Origin of the sequence: Massilia sp. YIM B02443 (assembly GCF_030411955.1) — a bacterium.
GTDB lineage: Bacteria > Pseudomonadota > Gammaproteobacteria > Burkholderiales > Burkholderiaceae_D > Telluria.
In genome coordinates this window covers 87945-109892 of sequence record NZ_JASNRA010000010.1, presented here as the reverse complement: position 1 = coordinate 109892, position 21948 = coordinate 87945, and the positions used below count along the sequence as shown (strand labels likewise).

The 21948-nt window shown below is 66.7% G+C and carries 20 protein-coding genes; 14 read left to right on the top strand and 6 right to left on the bottom strand.

What is annotated here, in order from left to right:
* Position 1 precedes the first annotated feature (1 nt).
* Positions 2-625: a GIN domain-containing protein gene (locus tag QPK27_RS12405; protein ID WP_290418554.1), complete on the bottom strand. Its 624-nt coding sequence runs from the start codon at positions 623-625 to the stop codon at positions 2-4.
* Between the two features lie 123 nt (positions 626-748).
* A complete protein-coding gene (locus QPK27_RS12400; protein WP_290418553.1) occupies positions 749-1330 on the bottom strand; it encodes an O-methyltransferase in 582 nt (193 codons plus the stop codon).
* 119 nt (positions 1331-1449) lie between these two features.
* Here QPK27_RS12400 and QPK27_RS12395 point away from each other — a divergent pair, with 119 nt between their 5' ends.
* The 3 genes from QPK27_RS12395 (at position 1450) to QPK27_RS12385 (ending at position 4997) form a co-directional block, all read left to right on the top strand.
* A complete protein-coding gene (locus tag QPK27_RS12395; protein WP_290418552.1) occupies positions 1450-1920 on the top strand; it encodes a GyrI-like domain-containing protein in 471 nt (156 codons plus the stop codon).
* Positions 1921-2180: 260 nt separating this feature from the next.
* Positions 2181-3854, top strand: coding sequence for an acid phosphatase (locus tag QPK27_RS12390; RefSeq protein WP_290418551.1), 1674 nt, complete (start codon positions 2181-2183; stop codon positions 3852-3854).
* A 528-nt stretch (positions 3855-4382) separates the two neighbouring features.
* Complete coding sequence (locus tag QPK27_RS12385) at positions 4383-4997, top strand: DUF4142 domain-containing protein (RefSeq protein ID WP_290418550.1); 615 nt, start codon at positions 4383-4385, stop codon at positions 4995-4997.
* Between the two features lie 92 nt (positions 4998-5089).
* Here the strand turns inward: QPK27_RS12385 and QPK27_RS12380 are convergent, their stop codons facing one another.
* Entirely contained in the window at positions 5090-5638 is a 549-nt protein-coding gene (locus QPK27_RS12380; protein ID WP_290418549.1) for an FMN-binding negative transcriptional regulator, read from the bottom strand.
* Positions 5639-5825: 187 nt separating this feature from the next.
* Between QPK27_RS12380 and QPK27_RS12375 the strand changes: the two genes are divergently transcribed.
* The 7 genes from QPK27_RS12375 (at position 5826) to QPK27_RS12345 (ending at position 12177) form a co-directional block, all read left to right on the top strand.
* Complete coding sequence (locus tag QPK27_RS12375; RefSeq protein WP_290418548.1) at positions 5826-6422, top strand: PEP-CTERM sorting domain-containing protein; 597 nt, start codon at positions 5826-5828, stop codon at positions 6420-6422.
* An 89-nt stretch (positions 6423-6511) separates the two neighbouring features.
* Positions 6512-6772 (top strand): antitoxin Xre/MbcA/ParS toxin-binding domain-containing protein, encoded by a 261-nt coding sequence (locus tag QPK27_RS12370; protein WP_290418547.1) that lies wholly within the window; start codon positions 6512-6514, stop codon positions 6770-6772.
* The gene (locus QPK27_RS12365) at positions 6769-7248 is read left to right on the top strand and encodes a GNAT family N-acetyltransferase (protein ID WP_290418546.1); all 480 of its coding nucleotides are present in this window, start codon (positions 6769-6771) and stop codon (positions 7246-7248) included. Before QPK27_RS12370 ends, QPK27_RS12365 begins: the two co-directional genes overlap by 4 nt.
* Positions 7249-7262: 14 nt before the next feature.
* A complete protein-coding gene (locus QPK27_RS12360) occupies positions 7263-7826 on the top strand; it encodes a DNA-3-methyladenine glycosylase I (protein ID WP_290418545.1) in 564 nt (187 codons plus the stop codon).
* A 2-nt stretch (positions 7827-7828) separates the two neighbouring features.
* Positions 7829-9487, top strand: coding sequence for an FAD-dependent 5-carboxymethylaminomethyl-2-thiouridine(34) oxidoreductase MnmC (gene mnmC, locus QPK27_RS12355; protein WP_290418544.1), 1659 nt, complete (start codon positions 7829-7831; stop codon positions 9485-9487).
* Between the two features lie 114 nt (positions 9488-9601).
* Positions 9602-10297, top strand: a complete 696-nt coding sequence (locus QPK27_RS12350; RefSeq protein ID WP_290418543.1) for a sensor histidine kinase KdpD — start codon at positions 9602-9604, stop codon at positions 10295-10297.
* Positions 10294-12177, top strand: a complete 1884-nt coding sequence (locus QPK27_RS12345; protein ID WP_290418542.1) for a tetratricopeptide repeat protein — start codon at positions 10294-10296, stop codon at positions 12175-12177. The genes QPK27_RS12350 and QPK27_RS12345 overlap by 4 nt, the downstream gene beginning before the upstream one ends.
* 68 nt (positions 12178-12245) lie before the next feature.
* Here QPK27_RS12345 and QPK27_RS12340 read toward each other — a convergent pair whose 3' ends face one another.
* On the bottom strand, positions 12246-13211 hold the full coding sequence (locus tag QPK27_RS12340; protein WP_290418541.1) for a TerC family protein: 966 nt from the start codon (positions 13209-13211) through the stop codon (positions 12246-12248).
* A 141-nt stretch (positions 13212-13352) separates the two neighbouring features.
* Between QPK27_RS12340 and nhaR the strand changes: the two genes are divergently transcribed.
* Both nhaR and QPK27_RS12330 read left to right on the top strand, forming a co-directional pair.
* Entirely contained in the window at positions 13353-14249 is an 897-nt protein-coding gene (nhaR, locus tag QPK27_RS12335; RefSeq protein WP_290418540.1) for a transcriptional activator NhaR, read from the top strand.
* A gap of 36 nt (positions 14250-14285) precedes the next feature.
* A complete protein-coding gene (locus QPK27_RS12330; RefSeq protein WP_290418539.1) occupies positions 14286-15611 on the top strand; it encodes a hemolysin family protein in 1326 nt (441 codons plus the stop codon).
* Positions 15612-15724: 113 nt separating this feature from the next.
* On the opposite strand, the gene QPK27_RS12325 is transcribed toward QPK27_RS12330, so the two are convergent.
* A complete protein-coding gene (locus QPK27_RS12325) occupies positions 15725-18937 on the bottom strand; it encodes a hypothetical protein (protein WP_290418538.1) in 3213 nt (1070 codons plus the stop codon).
* A gap of 108 nt (positions 18938-19045) precedes the next feature.
* Positions 19046-19822 (bottom strand): PhaM family polyhydroxyalkanoate granule multifunctional regulatory protein, encoded by a 777-nt coding sequence (locus tag QPK27_RS12320; protein ID WP_290418537.1) that lies wholly within the window; start codon positions 19820-19822, stop codon positions 19046-19048.
* Positions 19823-19932: 110 nt separating this feature from the next.
* Between QPK27_RS12320 and QPK27_RS12315 the strand changes: the two genes are divergently transcribed.
* Positions 19933-21057, top strand: a complete 1125-nt coding sequence (locus QPK27_RS12315) for a DUF3108 domain-containing protein (RefSeq protein ID WP_290418536.1) — start codon at positions 19933-19935, stop codon at positions 21055-21057.
* 7 nt (positions 21058-21064) lie between these two features.
* On the top strand, positions 21065-21829 hold the full coding sequence (locus QPK27_RS12310) for a DUF3108 domain-containing protein (protein ID WP_290418535.1): 765 nt from the start codon (positions 21065-21067) through the stop codon (positions 21827-21829).
* Positions 21830-21948: the final 119 nt, after the last annotated feature.

Below are 21948 nucleotides of genomic sequence, written 5' to 3'. Positions count from 1 at the left end.
ATCAGCGGCCAGCCACTACGCTGCCGATGCCCGACACCGATTTGCTGAGCGAGCGCGGCTTGCCGTAATAGGTCAGCTCGCCCATGCCCTGTACCTCGGCCTGCAGCCGGTTCTTCGCATGCACGCTGACCGCGCCGATGCCGCGGAAGCGCACGTCGGCGTCCTGCGTCACCAGGTCTTTCGCATCGACTTCGCCGACGCCTTCGGCGTCCAGGCGCAGGCGCTCGACGCGGCCGTTCATCTGCAGCTTGCCGGCGCCGCGGTAGTCGACGTCGAAGCGCTCGGTGCGCACGCCGTTGAGCACCACCAGGCCGGCGCCTTCGCCGGTGAAGCGGGTCAGGTCGGGCGTGGTCACCACCACCCGGTCATTGTCCTTGATGCTGACGTTGTTCTTTTCCTTGTAGCCCAGGCGCAGTTCGCCGTTGACGATCTCGCTGGTGACACGGTCGATGAAGTGCTGCGAGCCTTCGACGCGGATCGAGTGGGCCTTGCCGACTTCGACCACCAGGCTGACCGGGCCCTGCGCATTGATGGTCTTGAACGGGGTCGCGTTGCGCACCTGTTCGGCGGCCTGGGTCGACAGGGTGGCAAGGGTAAGAAGGGCTGCAAGCGCGATGCGTTTCATGGCTGTCTCCGGTGAGTTGATGAAGCCATTCTAGGCAGCGCCGGTCCCGGCGACGCGGGCCATGCGATGGATTGCATAAAACGCGGGATGGAATGCAAACCCGGCCGCTGCAGCCAGGTCGCGTCAGTGTTTGACGGCCAGGAATTCGCCCTTGCCGACCGGGACCAGGCTGGTGCTCCAGCCGGCTTCCTCGCGCACCGCCTGCATGAACGGCGCCAGCTCCTGCGCATGCGAGACCGCATTGTCGACCACCAGCAGCCCGCCCGGGCGCAGCACGCGCGCCAGCTCGGGCCACCAGCCGGCATAGGCGCGCCGCTCGGAATCGAGGAACAGCAGGTCGACGCTGGCGCTGTCGCACCCGGCCAGGAAGGCGCCGGCCTCGCCCTCGACCAGGCGGATGCGCTCGTGCAGCCCGGCGCGCGCGAAGTTGGCGCGCGCCAGCGTCGCCTTCTCGGGCGCCAGCTCGAGCGTCGTCACCGTGCCGGCGGCGCCGGCGGCGTCGGCCAGCCACAGCGTCGAATAGCCGTTCGAGGTGCCGACTTCGAGGATGCGGGTGGCGCCCATCGAGCGCGTCAATACGGCCAGGAATTCGCCGGTGTCGGGCGTGATGTTGAGCATGCGGCCGGTGCGCTCGGCAACGCTGGAATCATGCTGGCGGCCGAAGGTTTCGAGTTCCCTGAGCAGGGCTTTGAGCGAGGCTTGCATTGGCTGTCTCCCGTAGTAGTCGCCTGGAACCGACAATGTCACGCGCACGATTGCGTGCGTACCAATATTGTCGAAGAGTTAAGGCTATAATCGTTTCGTCCTTTGGCATAGACGATATCATGCACATCTCAACCGTTACACTACCTGAAATGAAGCTCGCCGGCCTGCCTATCGCGGCTCCGTTATCGGTTCTGGAAGCGGATATTCCGGAAGTCTGGAAAGACTTCCTGGGACGCGAAGAAGAGCTGGGCGAGAAAAAAGACCTGCGCTACGGCGTCAGCGTGCAGGAAAACGCGGGCGTGCACATCGAGTGCATCGCCACCGAAGTGGCCGATCTCAACGATCTGCCGCCGGGCATGATCGGGATCCGCATCCCGGCGCGGCGCTACGCCGTGCTGACCCATCGCGGTCCGGTGTCGCGCCTGCAGACCACGTATACGACCGGCTTTGCCGCGATCGAGCAGCTGGGGATGGTGCCGGACGAAGAAGCATTCCGTCTGGAGCGCTACGACCGCCGATTCACGCCGGGCGCCGACGATGGCGAGCGGCCGGACAATGCGTTCGATATCCTGATTCCGCTCTACGGCTAAGGCCGTCTATCGGGCCTCCGGCCGATGCCGGAGGTTGGATGTCGCCGCGAAGCGAACTGAATTGGTGCCGGTATATTTCCCGACCGCCGGCGCCGGTAGGGCGGCTCGCGCCGCCAATGCCCTTCCCAAGAGCAAAGCCATTCTGCCGTCGGAATGTGACAACCGTTTGACGGCCGAGGCCGGTATTGCTTGTTTCCAGCTGTAAATTGCGCGGATAATTCTTCTTTTGCGGCCATGCCGGCCGCCATCAGGAGAAGCACGTGCACGAGCAAGACCACGACGACCGTTCCACGATCCAGCCCGACAATCCCGCGCGCAGGCGCATCTTCCAGGCCGCCGCGGCCGCCGGCGTGGTGGCCGGCGCCGGCGCGCTGCCGGGCGCGGCCAGTGCCGCCACCCCTGCCGCCAGGCCGGCCGCCAAGGGCTCGCTCGACGCCAAGCTGCGTGCCCACGTCAAGAACGTGGTCGTGATCTACCTCGAGAACCGCAGCTTCAACAACCTGTTCGCCGGCTTCCCCGGCCTGGCCGCGCCGCTGGCCGACGCGCCCGCGGCCGCCGTGCAGCAGCGCGACCGCGACGGTTCGGTCCTGCCCACCTTGCCCAAGACCTGGGGCGGGGTGGTGCCGGGCCGCCAGAACATCGGCGGCAAGGACTACATCACCACCGAGGAACAGTCGGCCAACCTGCCGAACGCGCCGTACGCACTGAAGGACGCCGACGGCAAGCCGCTGCCGGAGTCGATCATCACGCGCGACCTGGTGCACCAGTTCTATCACAACCAGATGCAGATCAACGGCGGCAAGAACGACATGTTCACGGCCTGGTCCGACGCCGGCGGCATGGTGATGGGCCATTACGGCGAGACCTCGAAGAACCTGGGCCTGTGGCAGATCGCGCGCGAATTCACGCTGTGCGACAACTTCTTCATGGCGGCTTTCGGCGGCTCTTACCTGAACCACCAGTTCCTGATCAGCGGCCGGGTGCCGGAATACTTCAACGCCCACGAGACCGCGGCCAAAAACAAGATCGCGGTGCTCGAAGACGGCCCGCAGGGCGTACGCCTGGCGCTGGCGCCGGATTCGCCCAAGTCGGCGCTGGACGGCAAGCCGAAGTTCGTGCGCAACGGCGCCATGACGCCGGACGGCTACGCGGTCAACACCATGGCGCCGCCGTACCAGCCGAGCTGGGTGCGTCCGGCCTACGACGGCGATCCGCTGCATGCCGACCCGAAGGACGCATCGACCCTGCCGCCACAGACCTACGACACCATCGGCGACCTGCTGTCGCGGCGCGGCGTGAGCTGGGCCTGGTACGGCGGCGGCATGCAGGCGGCGCTGGACGGCCGCGGCGCCGGCGAGCGGCCGAACTTCCAGTACCACCACCAACCGCTCAACTACTTCAAGCAGTTCGCGCCGGGCACCAAAGAGCGTGCCGAACACCTGCGCGACGGCGGCCTGGGCGACAGTCCGATCTCGAACAAGTTCATCGCCGACGCGGTGGCGGGCAAGCTGCCGGCGGTGGCGTTCTACAAGCCGCAGGGCAACCTGAACCTGCATGCGGGCTATTCCGACATCGAGTCGGGCGACGCCCACGTGGCCAACGTCATCGAGCACCTCAAGAAGTCGCCGCAGTGGAAGGACATGGTGGTGGTGATCACCTTCGACGAGAACGGCGGCTGGTGGGACCACGTGGCGCCGCCGCAGGGCGACCGCTGGGGCCCGGGCTCGCGCATCCCCGCCATCGTGGTGTCGCCGCACGCCAAGCGCGGCGCGGTCGATCACAATTTCTACGACACCACCTCGATCCTGCGCTTCATCACGCGCCTGCACGGCCTGCCGCTGCTGGAAGGCCTGGCGGCACGCAACGAAGCGTTCGCGAAGCGCGGTGCGCGCGGGCCTGGCGACCTGACCGCGGCGCTGCAGTTCCGTTCTTAAATCGGGGTTTTAGCAGTTAGCTTGGAACTCATTCAAACCTANGCGCGCGGGCCTGGCGACCTGACCGCGGCGCTGCAGTTCCGTTCTTAAATCGGGGTTTTAGCAGTTAGCTTGGAACTCATTCAAACCTATGTAGTCTTATCATACGGCGGTGAGTTCCACCGTGTCAGCCTGTGGAGAAGACGGCTCTGGCCCTGCAAAATTGCAGGGTGAAACCAGCTTCGACGAAGCAGGAATTCAACAGTAAAGCAAGCTGTAAATAGTTTTACGTAAGTTTGAAGGAACGGCATTTCCTGGTCAAAGCCAGCCGTTTTCGGCTGGCTTTTTTTATTGTCATTTCCTAAAGGTATCGCGCGCTGGTCTTGAACACACAGCGATACACTCGATTTTGCTCGATCTTGTGTCGTTGACAATCGGCCGCCGGACGCGGCGATCAATGGCACCGGACATATGGTCAAGAACAATCAGGTGAGCGTGGCCGCATTGGGCCGGCGCGCGATCCCCATCTATATCAGACAGGAGAACAACATGCAAAAGAAACAAGTCATCAAGGGCCTGCTGGCAGTGTCGGTCGCTGCGGCGATGTTCGGTTCGGTCGGCGTGCAAGCGCAAACTGCACCGGCGGGCAACGCTCCTGCCGCCGCCGGCGCCGCCAAGCTGGCCGCTGCCGACCGCAAGGCCATCATGGACATGGGCATGTCGAACATGGCTGAAGTCGCTATGGGTAAGCTGGCGCAAAGCAAGAGCCAGAATGCCGACGTCAAGGCCTTCGCCGACAAGATGATCGCCGACCACGGCGCGGCGCTGACCGAAGTGCAGACCCTGGCCCAGTCGAAGGGCGTGACCCTGCCGACCGAGCTGGACGCCAAGCACAAGGCGCAGTCGGCCAAGCTGGAAAAGATGAGCGGCGCCGACTTCGACAAAGCCTACGCCAAGCAGGGCGGCGTGGCGGCGCACAAGGAAACCCTGGCCAAGCTGAAGAAGGCCGAGAAGGACACCAAGGACGCCGACGTCAAGGCGCAGGTCACCAAGATGATCCCGGTGGTCGAAGAGCACCTGAAGCACGCCGAACAGCTGGCGTCGGGTTCGAAGGGCTCGTCGGGTTCGTCGGGCACGACCGGTTCGTCGCACGCCGGCATGTAATCCGCCATGAAGGGAACCAGCGGCGCCATGCCGGGGTTCCCTTTACGGAGGTAGCGGCGCGGGCTTCGGCCCGCGTCGCCATTTCTGCGCCGTTATTTCCGTGGCTCTGGTTCGCGCTTCCACTTGCCTTCGATCCGCTCGACGACGATCTCGATGCCGACGATGGCCTTGAGCAGCGCCGCGGTGTAGGCCGGAGGCGCATCGTCGACCGACCACGGATCTGGCTGCATCGCCTCCTGGCGCCCGGTCTGGCGCGTCACCAGGGCCCGCAGCCAGGCCGCATCGTCGACCGTGCGCAACACACCGTGCACGTGCACCACGTCATAGACCCAGGTCGGCACCACCTTTCCACCTGTCTCGGCTTTCTCGATCCGGTCTGGCGTGACATAGCCGGACGGCCCGCCAAACACCGCCAGCACGCGTTGTCCGGCGCGGCGCCACACCGGATTGCCACGCGCCACGTGGGCGCGCAGGATCCCATGCACGGCGCCCGTATCCTGTCCTGTCACCAGCTCGAACGGCAAGTGGTCCGCATCCGGCAAGCCGTCGTGGGACGTCACCAGCATGCCCAGCGGATGGGCGGCGATCAGGGCGTGCAGGGCGGCTGGATCGGTCTGGGCAAAGCGAGCAGGGCAGTACATCCGGACTCCATTGGCGACGTGATTGGAAAGCAACGATTGTGACGCTTCCATTGGCTTGAAGAATCACCAATTTTCACTCAATGCGATGTGGTTGCTCGACGTTAAATGTTGTTTGTGAGAAAAATTTATAGTGGATGGCGACACTCACGCCTGAGAAACCGACGCTTCCTGTCGAGAGGGATGCCCTATGTTTCGTTCTCCACCATCCGCAGTACGCAAGCTGGCGCTTGCCATGTGCGCCTTCGTCGTGCAGCCGACACATGCGGTGCCATTCACGTTTTCCGGTGAGCTCAGTCCAAGCGACAGCTTCTTCAATCGGCCGAGGTCGATGATGACGGTCAGCCAGCCCGACCATCATTACGCCTATGACGTGATCGGATTCCGGGTCAGTCAAGCCGGCACGTATGCCATCGAAGCGACCGCTTTCGACGCGCACAATCATGACACCTATCTGGCGCTGTATCAGGGCGGCTTCAGGGCGGCGGAGCCGTTGTCCAACCTGCTGCAGGTCAATGACGACGGCGGCTTCGGCTTCCTGTCCCTGATCACCCGGGCGTTGCAGGCCGACACCGACTACCTGCTGGTGTTCACCTCGTATTCCCAGCTTGCGTTCGGCACCTACGCGGGCAGCATCGATGCGGTCGGCGGCAGTGGCCAGGTGATCATCCCGGACGCTACCGAGGTACAGGAACCGGGCACGCTGATTCTGCTGCCGCTGGCCGCATTGGGCCTGGCGTTGGCGCGCCGCTGGCGCCGTAACAAGGATCAGGGCTACGCCGGCTGAGGGTCGTACCTCGGCAGGACGGCGACGCGGTATGATGTGCTGTAGCCTGCGACGCCAGGCCCGCCCCGTCTCTTACTTCAGTGCTTTCCATGACCGATCCCGAACGCCCATCTCCCGACAACCTCTCCGCGCTGCAGGCCCGCTTCCAGCAGCAATCGCGCAAGGCGCAGTCGTATTACGCCGTGATGCACGAGGCGCGCGGCGTGCTTGGCAGCATTGAGGCGGCCGACCGCTGGATGAACGCGCCGCTGGCCGAGCTGGGCGGGCGCACGCCGGCGCAGCTGGTGAACGACGGCCGCATCGACGAGGTGCTGGCCTGCATCCGCAAGCAGCCCAAGGGCGGCAAGTGACGGCGGCGCCAAGCGTGACGCTGCGCCCGGTCACCCGGGACAACTTCGAAGCGGTCACCGATCTCGAACTGCATCCGCACCAGCGCGAATACCTGGCCTCGAATTCGTATTCGATCGCGCAGGCCAGCTTCTATCCGAACTACCACACGCGCGCCATCTACGCGGGCGAGGAGCTCGTCGGCTTCATGATGTTCGTCGTGCTCGATGGCGTCGAAGACGAAGAGGGCGAGTACGGCATCTGGCGCTTCATGGTCGACCGCCATCACCAGGGGCGCGGGCTTGGCCGGGCCGCGCTGCAGGCGCTGCTGGACGAGATCCGCAGCGATCCTGCCGCCTGCAAGGTGTGGCTCAGCTACGTGCCCGGCAACGCGGTCGCGTCCAGCTTCTACGGCAGCTTCGGTTTCGTCGACACCGGGATCGACGAGGAAGGCGAGATGGTGGCAGTGCTGGACCTGACGATGCAGCCGGTGGCCTGATTTATACTGGCGCGATGACGATCATCCGCTGCTCCTGGGCCAACCCGCTCAACCCGCGCTACCTCGCCTATCACGACAACGAGTGGGGCGTGCCCTGCCACGACGAGACCACCCTGTTCGAGATGCTCAACCTCGAAGGCGCGCAGGCCGGGCTGTCGTGGGAAACCATCTTGAACAAGCGCGACAACTACCGCGCCGCCTTCGACGGCTGGGACGCGGAAAAAATCGCGGCCTACGACGACGCCAAGGTGGCCGGGCTGCTGGCCAACGCCGGCATCGTGCGCAACCGGCTGAAGGTCGCCGCCGCGATCACTAACGCGAAGGCTTACCTGGCGCTGCGCGCGCAGGGCGTCACGCTGAACGACTACCTGTGGGGCTTCGTCGACGGCCAGCCGATCGTGAACGACTGGGCCAGCGCGGAGCGCCCGGCGCGCACCGAGCTGTCGGACCGCCTCTCGAAAGACCTCTCCAAGCGCGGCTTCAAGTTCGTCGGCTCGACCATCGTCTATGCCTACATGCAGGGCATCGGCATGGTGGACGACCATGCTCCGGATTGCATCTGCCGCACGAGGCGTTGAGCATGCAGCTCACCGAACATTGGCACGGCCGCGCGCGCTATACCGTCTTCGACAGTGACCATGGCGATGGCCGCCGCTTCACCGAACTGGTCGAAGCCTGGCGCGCCGATCCGCAGCGGCCTGCCCGCCTGCACGTGATCGCGCTGGCCGGCGGTTTGCAGCCGGGCTTTCACCGTATCCCGCAGCCCGATGCCAACGTCACGCTCGATTTGATTGCGGCGCCATTGGAGGGCGCCCTGACACAACTGAATGCGCACCTCGACGCGATCCGCCTGCATGCCGTGGATGGCACTGATTTCGTACGGCCGCTGGCACGCCTGACGACGCTCGGCGCTTGGCTCACCGCGCCCGGCCTCGACGGCGGGCAGCGCGCAGCACTGCAGGCGCAGGGCTTCGTCTTCGATGGCGATGGAGATGCCGTCTTCGCCAGCCGCAAGCCGCGCCTGCCCGTCACGCCCCCGCCCGAACGGCGCGCGCTGGTGCTGGGCGCCGGCGTGGCCGGCTGCGCCGCCGCCGCGCGCCTGTGCGCGCGCGGCTGGCAGGTCACCTTGATCGAGCGTCATCCGCATGCGGCGATGGAAGCCTCGGGCAACCTGGCCGGCATCTTCATGCCGCTGCTCTCGCGCGACGACAACATCCCGACCCGCCTCACGCGCGCGGCCTACCTGTACGCGCTGCGTTACTGGCAGGGGCTGGGCGGCATCGGCCGCGCCTTCGACGGCGCCCAGTGCGGCGTGCTGCAGCTGGCGCGCGACGCCGGCCACGCGGCGGTGTCGCGCGCGATCGCGGCCGCGGGCACGGTGCCGGGCGACTTCGCGCGCTGGCTCGAACCGGATCAGGCAGCGGCCTTGCTTGGCCTGCCGGCGCCCGATGGCGGCTGGCTGTTCCCGCAGGGCGGCTGGGCGCGTCCCGCCAGCGTGTGCGCGGCGATGCTGGCGTCGTGCGGCGGTTTGCTGACCACGCGCTTCGGCGCCGGCGACGTCCGGCTCGAACGCGACGGCGACGACTGGCTGGCGCGCGCCGTCGATGGAGAAGAACTGGGCCGCGCCCCGACCGTGGTGCTGGCCAGCGGCGCCGGCGCGCGCCAGATGGGGCAGACGCGCGACCTGCCGCTGCAGGCGCTGCGCGGCCAGGTCACGCACCTGGCGCCGGAGCACGCGCCGCAACTGCCGCTGGTGCTGTGCCGCGAAGCCTACCTGACGCCGTCCGGCAGCGGCGTCACCTGCGCCGGCGCCACCTACGATCTCGACGACGATCCGCAACTGCGCGCCGCCAGCCACGATGAAAACGTGGAGCGCCTGCGCGCGCTGGTGTCCGATCCGGGGGCCGCGCTGGGCGCGCCGCTGCTGGGGCGCGTGGGTTTTCGCTGCGTGGCGCCGGACCGGCTGCCGCTGGTCGGCCGCCTGCCGGATTTCGCCGCCGCCGGCGCCACCGAGCGCCTGCGCGACGTGCCGCGCCACCCGTGCCTGCACGGCCTGCTCGGCTACGCCTCGCGCGGCCTGATCTGGGCGCCGCTGGCGGCCGAGTTGCTGGCGGCGCAGCTGGAGGGCGAACCCCTGCCGCTCGAGATGGCGCTGGTCGACGCGCTCGATCCGGCGCGCTTCGTGCTGCGCGCACGCCGCAGCAGCCGTGCGCCGGCAAGCATCGACGACGAAGCTTGACCGTTGTGTCGGCGCAAAAGGTGACGTAGTACGCTGTCACGGCGCGCGAAATGTCAAATCCGCGCGGGTATAATTTACGCGTAGCAACTTTATGCGGCCAAGGAGGCCGTCCGGATGGAAGATTCGCAACATTCGCCCGAGCTGTTCCTGTTCCTGGCGTCCACCGCGCACGACATGAAGAACTCGATCAGCGTCCTGTCCGGCACGCTGGAACGCCTGCTCGACGATGCGTCGCCGCAGACCGAGAAGGCGTATCCGCAGATGGCGCAGATGCTGTACCAGACGCGCCGCCTGAACGACAACCTGATGCAGCTGCTGGCGCTGTACAAGCAGGTCGGCAAGCCCGCCTATCCGTTCGACATGCAGCCACTGGAAGCGGGCCAGCTGGTGGAGCAGGTGGTGGCGCTGGCGCGCGTGCTGCTGGAGTCGCGCGGCATCGCGCTCGAACTCGACGTCGATCCTGAGCTGGTGGCGCACGTCGACGAAGACCTGATCGTGGGCGTGGTCTCGCATGCGGTCAACAACGCCGTGCATTACACGCGCGACCGCATCGCCCTGAGCGTGCGCGGCATCGACGACGACGGCGTCGAGATCCGGGTCGAGGACAATGGCGGCGGCTTCCCGCCGGCGCTGCTGGCGGCAGGGTCGGCGGCCGGTGGCGTCGACTTCCTGACCAACAGCGCCGGCCTGGGCCTGTACTTCGCCAGCGAAGTGGCGCGCATGCACCGCCATCGCGAGCGGGTCGGCGCGGTGCGTCTCGAGAATGGCGGCAGGCTGGGCGGCGGCTGTTTCATCCTGACCCTGCCATGAGCACGCCCAACACGACCGCCGACAGCGCTGCCGTCGCATCGGACGCGCCGGCAGCGCCGGCCGCTCCGGCGGCCCCTGTCAAAGTGCTGGAACAGATCGACTGGGCCAGCAAGAACTGCCTGGTGGTCGACGACTTCATCGGCGTGCGCCAGCTGCTGCGCGAAAGCCTGCGCAACCTGGGCGCCAAGAACATCGACCAGGCCTCGAGCGGCGGCGAAGCGATGGCGCTGCTGGCCAAGCTGCGCTACGACGTGGTCGTGTGCGACTACAACCTGGGCGAGGGCAAGAACGGCCAGCAGGTGCTGGAAGAAGCGCGCGTGCGCCAGCTGCTGCTGCCGTCCTCGGTGTTCGTGATGGTGTCGGCCGAGAAGAGCGTCGAATCGGTGATGGGCGCGGCCGAGCACCAGCCGGACGCCTACCTGGTCAAGCCGATCACCGAGGGCGTGCTGCTCACCCGCCTGAACCGCGTGTGGCGCAAGAAGCAGGTGCTGCGCCCGATCGACCAGGCGGTCATTGAAAAGGACTACCTGCGCGCGGCGCGCCTGTGCGACGAGCAGATCGCCGCTACCGGCAAGACCCACCTGATCGACCTGCTGCGCATGAAGGCGCGCATGTTCGAGCGCAGCGGCCAGCCGGCGCGCGCGCGCGAGGTGTACGAGCAGGTGCTGGCGCAGCGCGAATACCACTGGGCGCGCGCCGGCCTGGGCAAGATCCGCCTGGCCGACGGCGAATTCGAGCAGGCGCGCCAGATGTTCCAGACCATCGTCGCCGAGAACCGCCACTACATCGACGCCTACGACCAGCTGGCGCTGGCCTACCAGGGCATGGGCCAGCACGAGGAAGCGGCCGCGGTCCTGGAGCGCGGCGCCAGGCTGTCACCGAATTCGGTGCCGCGCCAGCGCAGCCTGGGCCAGGCCGCACTGCGGCTCGGGAACATCCCGCTGGCCGAAAAGGCTTTCCGCAAGTGCCTGGTGATCGGCGAATACTCGATCCGCAAGACGCCTGACGCCTACCTCGGCCTGGCACGCGTGTGCGGCCTGAAGAACGAGACCAAGGACGCGCTGCAGTTGCTGCTGCTGGCGCAGCGCGAATTTGGGACCGAGCACGAGTTCATGCGCCTGCGCGCCAAGATCACCGAGGGCCTGGTGTTTCATGAAAGCGGCGACGGCAACAACGCGCGCCGCGCCGGCGACGAACTGGAAGCGATGCTGCAGCAAGACCCGGCGCGTCCCAACAGCGCGATCTGTATCGAGATGGCGACCATGCTGTTCGCGGTCGGCCTCAAGGACACGCCGGGCGAAGTGCTGTGCCACGTGGTGCGCAACAACCACGACAACACGCTGCTGCAGGACGAGATCCAGAAGATCTTCGACAAGGCGCGCCTGTCCGAGGAAGGCGCCGCGATGATCCGCGCCGCGCGCAAGGACGCGGTCGACCTGATGAACCAGGGCGTGGTGCTGTGGAAGAGCGGCAAGCTGCGCGAAGCGGTGGAATGGATGCGCCATGCGCGCGAGCGGGTGCCGGACAATGTGCGGGTGCTGTTCAACGCGGTGCAGATCCTGGTGTCGCACATGCAGCAGCGCGGCTACGACGAGGAACTCGAACTCGAGGCGCGCGCGATCCTGGAGCGGGTCGACAAGCTGCAGCCGGGGCAGGGACGCTTCGCGCAGCTGATGGAGCAAGTGAATGCCCTGCTGCCCAAGCCCGAACAGGAGCAGGGCGCGACGGACGAGGCCAAGGCGGATGCGCCGGCGCCGGACGACAAGCCGGCGCTGAAGCCGGTGAATAAGCCGCTGAGCAAGCCAATGAACAAGCCAATGAGCAAGCCGCTGGCCAAGCCGCCTTCCGCGCGGCCGGCCCGTTCGCGCCGCGGTTATTGAAACGCGCTTGCAGCGCGCAAAAAAAAAAGAGGCCCGGAACCCGGGCCTCTTTCAACGACTGCCTGTGCTTACTTGGCGTCGTCCTTCTTGGTGATCAACACGCTGGCGATACAGCTGCCCGCGATCAGCACCGCCACCACCGTCAGCGACGCCTGCACCGGCACGTGGTACCACGGCATGATCAGCATCTTGACACCGATGAAGGTCAGCACCATCGCCAGGCCGTACTTGAGCAGGTGGAAGCGGTCGGCCACGTCAACCAGCAGGAAGTACAGCGCACGCAAGCCCAGGATCGCGAACATGTTCGACGTGAACACGATGAACGGGTCGGTCGTGATCGCGAAGATCGCCGGGATCGAGTCCACCGCGAAGATCAGGTCGGTCACCTCGATCAGGATCAGCACCAGGAACAGCGGCGTCACGAAGCGCAGGCCATCCTTCTTGATGAAGAACTTCTCGCCATGGTCGCCGTCGGCCACCCGCAGGTGCTTGCGCGCCAGCTTCAGCACCGGGTTGTTGGCCACGTCCGGCTCTTCGTCGACCGCCACCAGCATGCGGATACCGGTGAACAGCAGGAACGCGCCGAAGATGTACAGGACCCAGCTGAATTCGCTCACCACCCATGCGCCGGCACTGATCATGATGGCACGCATGATGATGGCGCCCAGCACGCCGTAGATCAGCACGCGACGCTGGTACTGCTGCGGCACCTGGAAGGCGGTGAAGATCAGCAGGAACACGAACACGTTATCGACCGACAGCGCTTTCTCGATCAGGTAGCCCGAGAAGAATTCGAGCGCTTTCTGGTCGGCGATTTCCGAGCCGACCGTGCCGTTCAGGTACCACCACAGGCCGCCATTGAACAGCAGCGCCAGGCTGACCCAGACCAGCGACCAGATCCCGGCTTCCTTGACACTGACCTTGTGCGCCTTGTTGCCGCCGAAGACGAACAGGTCGAGCGCCAGCATGATCAGCACGAAGCCGACGAAGGCAGCCCACATCGGGCCGCTAGCAATTGTTTCCAGACCGTTCATGAGGTCCTCCCAAAGTACAAGTGCATTATGTTTCTCCCGAGGTAGTGAATGAATGCCACACTATATGGGGCCTGCATCCATCGTACAATTCGAATATCATTGGTTCTGGATTCGATTTATTCGATGTTTACGAGGTGAGGCATGGCATCACTCAACTATAAGCACCTGCGTTATTTCTGGATGGTGGCGAAAACCGGCAGCATCGCCAAGGCCGCCGCCCAGCTGCACCTGACGCCGCAATCGGTGTCGGGGCAGCTGACCGAATTCGCCGAGACGCTGGGGGTAGAACTGTTCCGCCGCGCCGGGCGCAACCTGGAACTGACCGAAACCGGCCGCCGCATCCTCAGCTATGCCGAGCACATCTTCAGCACCGGCGACGAGCTGCTGGAGCTGGTGCGCGACCAGTCGTTCGCGACCACCACGTTCCGGGTCGGCTGCGCCGATTCGGTGTCGAAGCTGATCGCCTGCCAGCTGGTCGAGCCGGCCCTCAAGCTGGACGAGCCGGTCAAGCTGATCTGCCGCGAGGGCCGGCTGGACAGCCTGGTGGCCGACCTGGCGGTGCACCGGCTCGACCTGGTGATGGCCGACCGCCCGATCCCGCCGCATTTCAGCGTGCGCGCCTACAACCACTTGCTGGGCGAAAGCCCGATGACCGCCTTCGCCACGGCCGAGCTGGCCGAACGGCTGGGACCGGACTTCCCGGCCTGCCTGCACAATGCGCCGATGTTGCTTCCCGGCGAGGATTTCGCCATCCACCAACGCCTGCTGCGCTGGCTGGAACGCAGCGAAGTCCACCCGCACATCGTTGGCGAATTCGACGACAGCGCCATGATGCAGGCCTTTGGCCAGTCGGGTGCGGGGGTGTTCTTCGCGCCGTCGGTGATCGCGCCGCAGGTGTGCAGCCAGTACCAGGTGGTGGCGATCGGCCAGGTCGACGCGGTGGTGGAGCAGGTGTATGCGCTGACCACCGAGCGCCGCATCAGCCATCCGGCAACTGTCGCGATCAGTACGCTCGCACGTGATAAATTGTTTGTATAAAGAAGACTTTCCGACAATAAGAATGCCGAGTATCCCATGAGCTTGTTCGAACATCTGGCTGTACTGACGGTGCTGGTGCTGGCCGCCGGCTTCCTGTCGCTGAGCGAAATCTCGCTGGCCGGCGCACGCAAGATCAAACTGAAACTGCTGGCCGAAGCGGGTGACGAGCGGGCGCAGAAAGTGATGTCGCTGCAGGCGCAATCGGCCGATTTCTTCGCGGCGTCGCAGCTGGGCTTGAATGCGATCGCGATTCTCGGCGGTATCCTGGGGGAAGGGGCGTTGCGGCCGTATTTCTTCGACTGGCTGTCGTTGTTCTATAGCGGACCGGGACAGGACAACGTGGCCTTCGTGCTGTCGTTCGTGTTCGTCACCACCTTGTTCGTGCTGTTTTCCGATTTGATGCCCAAGCGCCTGGCGATGATTGCGCCGGAAACCACGGCGATGGCCGTGATTCGTCCGGTGCTGCTGATCATCCGCATCTTCCGGCCGTTTTCCTGGGCGCTGAACAAGGTGGCGAACATGCTGTTCCGCCTGTTCGGCGTGGAGATGACGCGCGAAGACCGCATCACCTTCGATGAAATCTCGGCCGTGGTGGAAGCGGGCGCCCAGGCCGGGGTATTGCAGAAGCAGGAACAGCATTTCATCGAGAACGTGTTCGAACTCGAATCGCGCGCGGTGACGTCGACCATGACCACGCGCGACAACGTGGTGTTCTTCACGCTGAAGGAATCGGAAGAAAGCATCCGGCAAAAGATCGCCCAGCACTCGCTGTCGAAATTCCCGGTGTGCGATGGCGTGATCGACCGCGTGATCGGCTATGTCGATACGCGCGACATCCTGGTGCGCCTGCTGAACAACCAGTCGCAATTCCACCTGAACGAATCGAGCATCCGCAAGGTATTGATGATTCCGGATACGCTGACGCTGTCCGAATTGCTGGACCGTTTCCGTTCGACCAAGGAGACCTTCGCCGTCGTCATCAACGAATACGCGCTGGTGGTCGGCGTGATCACGCTGAGCGACATCATGGTGACCGTGATGGGGCGCTGGGGCGGCCCGCTGGAGGCGGACCAGCAGGCCATGCAGCGCGACGATGGCTCATGGCTGATCGACGGCAGCACCCCGGTGGCCGACATGAAACGGGTGCTCGAACTCGAATCGCTGCCGGAAGAAGAGCATTACGAAACGGCGGCCGGATTCATGATGTACATGCTGCGCAAGGTGCCCAAGCCGACCGACAGCGTCGAGCACGAAGGGATGCGCTTCGAAGTGCTGGACGTCGATCATTACCGGGTCGACCAGTTGCTGGTCAAGCGGCTCGAGCGGACGGATGCGGCGAAGAGCACTCCTGCCGTTCTCTAGGGCGGCGCCGCATGCTCGTTACTTGGCCGCAGACGATCAAATGACGCGGCGCGGTGCGGCGGTCAGCGGATCGCCGCTGTTGGGCGTGCCCGTTGGCTCGGACAGGCGCGCGCTCAAGGCCCGTTGCCTGGTCCCGCCGCCAGTGCTGGGCCATGCCGGCCAAGCAGTACCTCGCACAGCCGTGCAATATCGAGCTCCCCATCCGGCCGCAATGCCAGCCGCGCCGCCTCGCCCAGCGCGCAATCGAGGATGTGATACCCCAGCGCGCGATAACTTTCGAACTGCGCTTCGTCGAACCACTGGTCGGCGATGCTTTCATGCGGATAGTCCGGATGCAGCCGCCGGTAATTCAGCAAGTCCGCATTCTCGCTGCCGACAATCGCCGGCTTGACGTACAGGAGCACACCATCGACCGCGCCGCGGTCGGCCAGGCTGTAGCGGATCTTGCCCGCCGCGCAGCTGGCGCCGCACAGGCCGTTGGATGCGGCATCCATGCGTGAGACGTCGAGGTCGATCCGCACGTGCAGGTCAGTGCCGCAGCGCCGGATCGTGTTGCCCAGGTCTTCGAACGCCAGCTGGCGGTCGCTGCCGACGTCGAGTGCGATCACCAGTTTGCAGCGGCGCCGCACCAGCTCGTAGATGCCGAGATTGTCGAAGTGGCCGCCGTCGGACAGGTGTACGTAGCTGGCTTCGGCATCGGCCTGGCCGAACAGCTCGGCCAGCAGGCTGAACAGGCCAATCGGCGGCGAGGCGCTGGTCCAGGCCTTGCGTCGCGGGTTCGGACACCAGCGCCCCAAGCGCACATTAAACATCGTCATCAGGAAATTCAGCGGCGCCGACGAGTGCGCACCCATGTTCGGGCTGGCCGCCGCGCCCGACAGCGCCACCGCCATGCCCAGCCGCACGCCGGCGTCGTCGTCGCTGCCGACGCCCGAGCGCGAGGCGTACTGGTCGGTCGGCCGGTAGCAGCCGGCGTCCGCCGCCGGGGCCGACGCCAGCTCATAGCCGCACCAGCGCGGCGTGAACGCAAACGAGGCGGTGCGCCGCGTCTGCCACGCCAGCTCTTCGCCGCTGACAAAATTGAGTGAAGTATTCACGATCGGGTAGGGACGCTGGTAGCGCAGGTCGGCCAGCAGCACGTCGTCGGCCGGGTCGAAGCCGGTGAACGGGTGCGGGCGGCGCGTGCGGTTGCTGGCGCCGAAGAAGGCGCGCACGATGCGGTTGCGGTACAGCATGTAGAGCGAGAACTTGTTGATGTCGACCCGCCAGCCGAGCAGCAGCGCGGCGCCGAGGAAGCCGCCGAAAGCCAGCAGAAGCGTGGCGCCGTCGGTGGCCAGGGTGGCGCGCGCATGCGCTGCATACACGCAGGCCAGGTCCTTGCCCGGACAATGAACAGAAGGCAGCGCCACCACGGCCTGCACCAGGGCGCTGAGCAAGGCCACGATGCCGAGCGTGAACACGTAGGGGGCCAATCGCGCCGCCAGGTCCAGCCGCGCCGAGGCCGCCGTACGCGCACCGCCGCCAGTGCCGATGCCGCTGCCGGCCTTCAGGCCGAAGGCCGTCATCGCCAGCCAGCCGGCCAGCGTGCCCAGGTTCGACCACAGCGCATAGGTCAGCCAGGCCCAGTGCAGCAGCGGCGCCACGAAGAAGCCGACGCCGTACACCGCCAGCCAGCCCAGCGCCAGGATGGCGGCCCAGGCGCCTTGGCGGCTCCACCATTCGCGGCTGGCGTCGCTGTACAGGCGGCCGATCAGGCCGATCATCAGGGTCATGGTGACGCCGAACAGCGCTGTCAATAGCGGCATGCCGAAGCTGGCCAGGGCGATGGCGTTGTTCAGCACCGGATGCCTGCCCGGTTCCGGCAGCCACGTCAGCCCGGCCAGCAGCAGCACGGTGCCGAGCGTGAGCGCGCCCATGGCGCAGATGAAATGCGAAAAGCCTTCGCCCAGTTCGGCGCGGGTCAGGTCGCGCAGCGGCGGATGGGCGCGCATGCGCGCGTGCAAGGCCAGCGCGCCGGCCGCGATCAGCAGCAGGGCGGCGCCGCCGCACAGCAGCTGCGACAGGCGTTCGCCACTGCTTGCGCCGCCGGGCACGATCTCGGGTGCAAATGCGCGCCCGGCTTCGAGCAGCACCAGCGCCACCGTCGCGCCGCCGGCGGCGCAGATGGCGTAGCCGGCATGCCGGTAAGGGCTGGCGCGATCGTGCGCCAGGTACCAGCCGCAGGCCCAGACGATGAAATAGACCAGTCCCGGCGCCAGCAGCCAGTAGGGACGGCCGGCCAGCTGCGCCGGCAGCACCGAGCCCGTCAGGCCGGAACCGAGCGCGCCCAGCGCGCCGCCGTGGCGCCACAGCCCGACGCTGCCGAGAAAGCCCGCCAGCAGCAGCGGCAGGTTGATGCACCACAGTACCGCACCCTGCGACAGGGGAAAGCGCCGCATCCCCTGCGAACTTTCGGGCTTGCTGGATATCGAAAGAGCGATACAGAACACGGCGAACAGAAACAGCAATACGCCGGCGACCCAGGCCAGGTCGCCCCAGCCCGCCCACGGTCCGTCCGGCGCCACCACCCGATGCACGGCCCACACGGCAAAGCGCGGCAGCAGCAGCAGGGCGCACATCCAGGCCACCAGCATCGCCAGGTTCAGCCCCGTGTTGCGCACGTAGGTGCCGAGCAGGGTCCAGGTGTCGGCGCTGAACATGCCGCCCTGCGGCGACAGGTAGTTGCTGTGCTGGCGCAGAAAGCGCACCTCGGGCGCCTCGGTGCCGCCGGCGCCCGGCGCCAGCAGCGCTTCCACCTGGCGGATATCGCCGCCGTGCGCATGCAGGCACTTGGACAGCCAGCCGCCGATGAAGCCGCCGCCCGAAACGGTGGACAGGTAGTCGATGCGGCGCAGCAGGCCGTGCGCGGCCAGTGCCTGCAGCGCACCCAGGCCGAAGGTGGCGCTGCGCAGGCCGCCGCCCGAGATTGCCAGGCCGGTCAGCATGCCGCCATGGGCGCGGCCGAGCAGGCGGGCGCGGTCGGGCGGCAGGGCGCCGTCAGGGTCGCTGTTGGGATCGACATCCGCTTCGGGACGCAGCATGTCGAGCTCGTCGCGCAGTACTTCGTTGAACAGCACGCCGGCGCCGGCCTCGAGGCAGCGCAGGGTGTCGGCGTCGATCGTGCTCGAGGGCGGCAAATCGTTGCGGCGGCGCAGGGTGGCGAAGGCGTCGGCCAGCTCGCTGACGCTGCGCGCCTGCGGCGGTGGATGGCAGTCGCAGGCGTCGAGCTTGCGCCGCAGGTCGTCGATCTGCGACGGGGTCAGGTGGGAATGGTCGCTGGGCAGCATGTGCGCCTCCTGGAAGGGGCGCGGCCGGGCGTGCGGGGCCGCCCGGTCAGTTCAGCACGGTTAGTGCGCGCCTGCCAGCGGGCGCATCAAAAGGAAATTTGCGGGGTGTCAGGTCTTGTCGGCCTTGCTGCGCGCGGTGCGGCGGCCGCTGGCGGTGTTGCCGTTGGGCGCGCCGCCGCCCGATTGGCCGCCGCCGCCATCGGTTTGCCGACCGGCGTCGCCCGACGTGCCGGCATCCGGCGCGCCGCCCGACACGTCCAGCGGCGATCCGCCGGCAGGGGACGGCGCCGGCGACGCGGCGCCCGATGGGTCAGGATTGGCGCCGGCATCCGGCGGCATGGCGCTGGCCACGGCCTGGCGGAACTGGTCCTGCAGCAGGTTCCACCAGGCGACGGCGGCCGGCATGCCGGCGTGCGGCGCTTCGGCGCCGGACTGAGGATTGTCTTGTGACGCCGATTGCGCAGCGGACGGCGGCTCTGGCGTGCCCGCCTGCGAGGCGGACGCCGCAGGCGACCCCTTCGGCGCCATCGCGGCCTGCGCTGCCTGGCTGAAGAATTGGGCAAACGGCGCCATGGCCGCATCGCTGGCGGCGCCGGTCTGGTTCATGGCTTGCGCCATGCTGTCGCCCATGGCGCGCAGCGTGGCCAGCGTGCCGCGCTGGATTTCCAGCGCCTGGATCGTGCCGCGCAGCATGCCCAGGTTCAGGTTGAGCCAGGCCTCGACCGCCTTCAGGTCGGCGATTTTCTTGTCCAGTTCGTCCACCGAGAGGGCGGGGGCGGGCATGCCCGGCATGCCGGGCATGACGCCCGGAATCTGCATGCCGCCCCACAGGTTCTTGACGAATTCCAGCGTATCGGTCATTCCAGGCATGGGCGGCTTGAGCATGGCGGGTCTCCGTTGTTGGTGCGGCTAGCGTAGCAGATTACGGCGGCCCGGACAAAACCGCAGCACGGCAGTACGGCGCAGCACGGTCGCGCCCGCGCTACACTAGCGGGATGCAATCCGCTCCGTTTTTCCCGCGCCGGCGCCGCTCCTTCGTGCTGGCCGCGCTGGTTGTCCTGTTGCACTGGATGGCGCTGGGTCTGTTCCAGACCCGGCTGGACTTGCCGCGCCATGGCGGCGCGGACGTGGGCGGCACGCTGGTGGCCGAACTGCTGCCGGCCGCCGCGCCCGCGCCGCCGACCGAGCCGGCGCCGCTGCCGTTGCCGCCGTCGGCGCCGCCGCCACCCTTGCCCGAGATCGCGCCATTGCCAGCCGAGCTCGGCACGCCGGTCATGATCGGCGCCAACGACGGCGCTGCCCAGGCTGCGCCGGTCGAAGCGGCGTCCAGCGGCGAGGGCGTCGCGGCGGCTCCTGCAGCGCCGGCGCCGCAACCCGCGCCGCAACCCGCGCCGCCCGAACCGGCGCCGCCGCCGGCCGCACCGCCGCCACCGGAAGCGCGTCGCTACGTGGTCGACATGCCGCCGCCGGCCGCGATCACGCTCGACGTCGCGCGCACCGACGCCGACGGCACCGAATGGTCGGGCGAAGCCCTGCTCGACTGGCAGCTCGACGCCGACACCTACCGCATCAAGGTCGAAGCCGGCATCCGCGTGGTGTTTACGCGCGTCAACCTGGTCGTGCTCAGCAGCGAAGGGGCGGTGGCCGCCACCGGCTTCGCGCCGATCAAGATGACCGAGAAGCGGCGCGGCCGGTCGCTGACCGCGACCCATTTCGACTGGGGCGGCAACCGCCTGACGTTCTCGGGCTCGCAGGCCAGCTACCCGCTGGTGCCGGGCGCCCAGGACAAGGCCAGCGTGCCGCTGCAGCTGGCGGCAATCGCGCGCGGCGACCCGAAACAGATGAGCGGCAACATCGACATCTTCGTCGGCGAAGACCGCGACGCCACGATGTACCGCTTCAAGGTGGTCGGGCGCGAGCAGATCGACACCCGGCTCGGACGCCTCGAGACCTTGCACTTGAGCCGACCGCCACAACCTGGGTCGTATAAGTCGCAACTCGACATCTGGCTGGCGCCGGGACACGGCTGGTATCCGGTGCGGATTCGCAATACCGAGGCCAGTGGAGCGGTGACCACGCAAACAGTGAATAATATCGTCTTGAACCATTCAGGACATTGATATCGTCATGCATATGAACAACATTCAAAAAGCCGGCGCCGGCGTGCTGCTGGCCTTGGCATTCGGAAATGTCGCCACTGCCCAGACCGCCCAATCTGCCCATCCGGCAGTCAAGCGCGCCTTCGCGTTGCCGCCGTCGGCCGACCTGACCTATGACCTGGCGGCGCGCCAGCGCGGTCTGGCGCTGAAAGGCGAGGCGCAACTCACCTGGCGCGCCGGCGACGGCAAGTACAGCACCCGGCTCGAATCGCGTGTGGCGATCCTGGGCACGCTGACCGACGACCGCAGCGAAGGAACGATCGACGCCTACGGCCTGGCCCCGGGTCAGTTCTGGGAAAAGCGCATGCGCAAGGACCCGACCACGGTCACCTTCGACCGCGAGAGCAAGACCATCCGCTTCGAGGACGGCGACAAGAGCTATCCACTCAAGGGCGGCGAGCAGGACCGCGTCTCGGTCACCTGGCAGCTGGCCGCCGTGGCGCGCGCCGCCGGCGACAAGTTCAAGCCGGGCAGCGAATGGCCGTTCTTCGTGGCCGGCCGGCGCGACGCCGAAGCGTGGACCTTCAAGGTGGTCAAGCGCGAAAAGGTCAAGACCGGCGTGGGCGAGGTGGAGGCGGTGATGGTGTCGCGCAAGCCGTTGAAGGATAGCCGCGACCAGGCCATCGACGTCTGGCTGGCGCCGAGCCAGGAATGGTATCCGGTCAAGATCCGTTTCACGGAGGGCGACAAGGAAACCATCGAGCAAACCCTGCGCTCGGTAACCAAGCAGTAAAGGCTGTCTGGTTACGCCACTGGCGCGACTCCAGGTTGCAAATCTGGCAATGTAAGCGCTTGCTCCAGCTGTGTCTTTCCTGCAATTCCAGCCCCCGGCGGGGGCTGTCTACCGTTAAT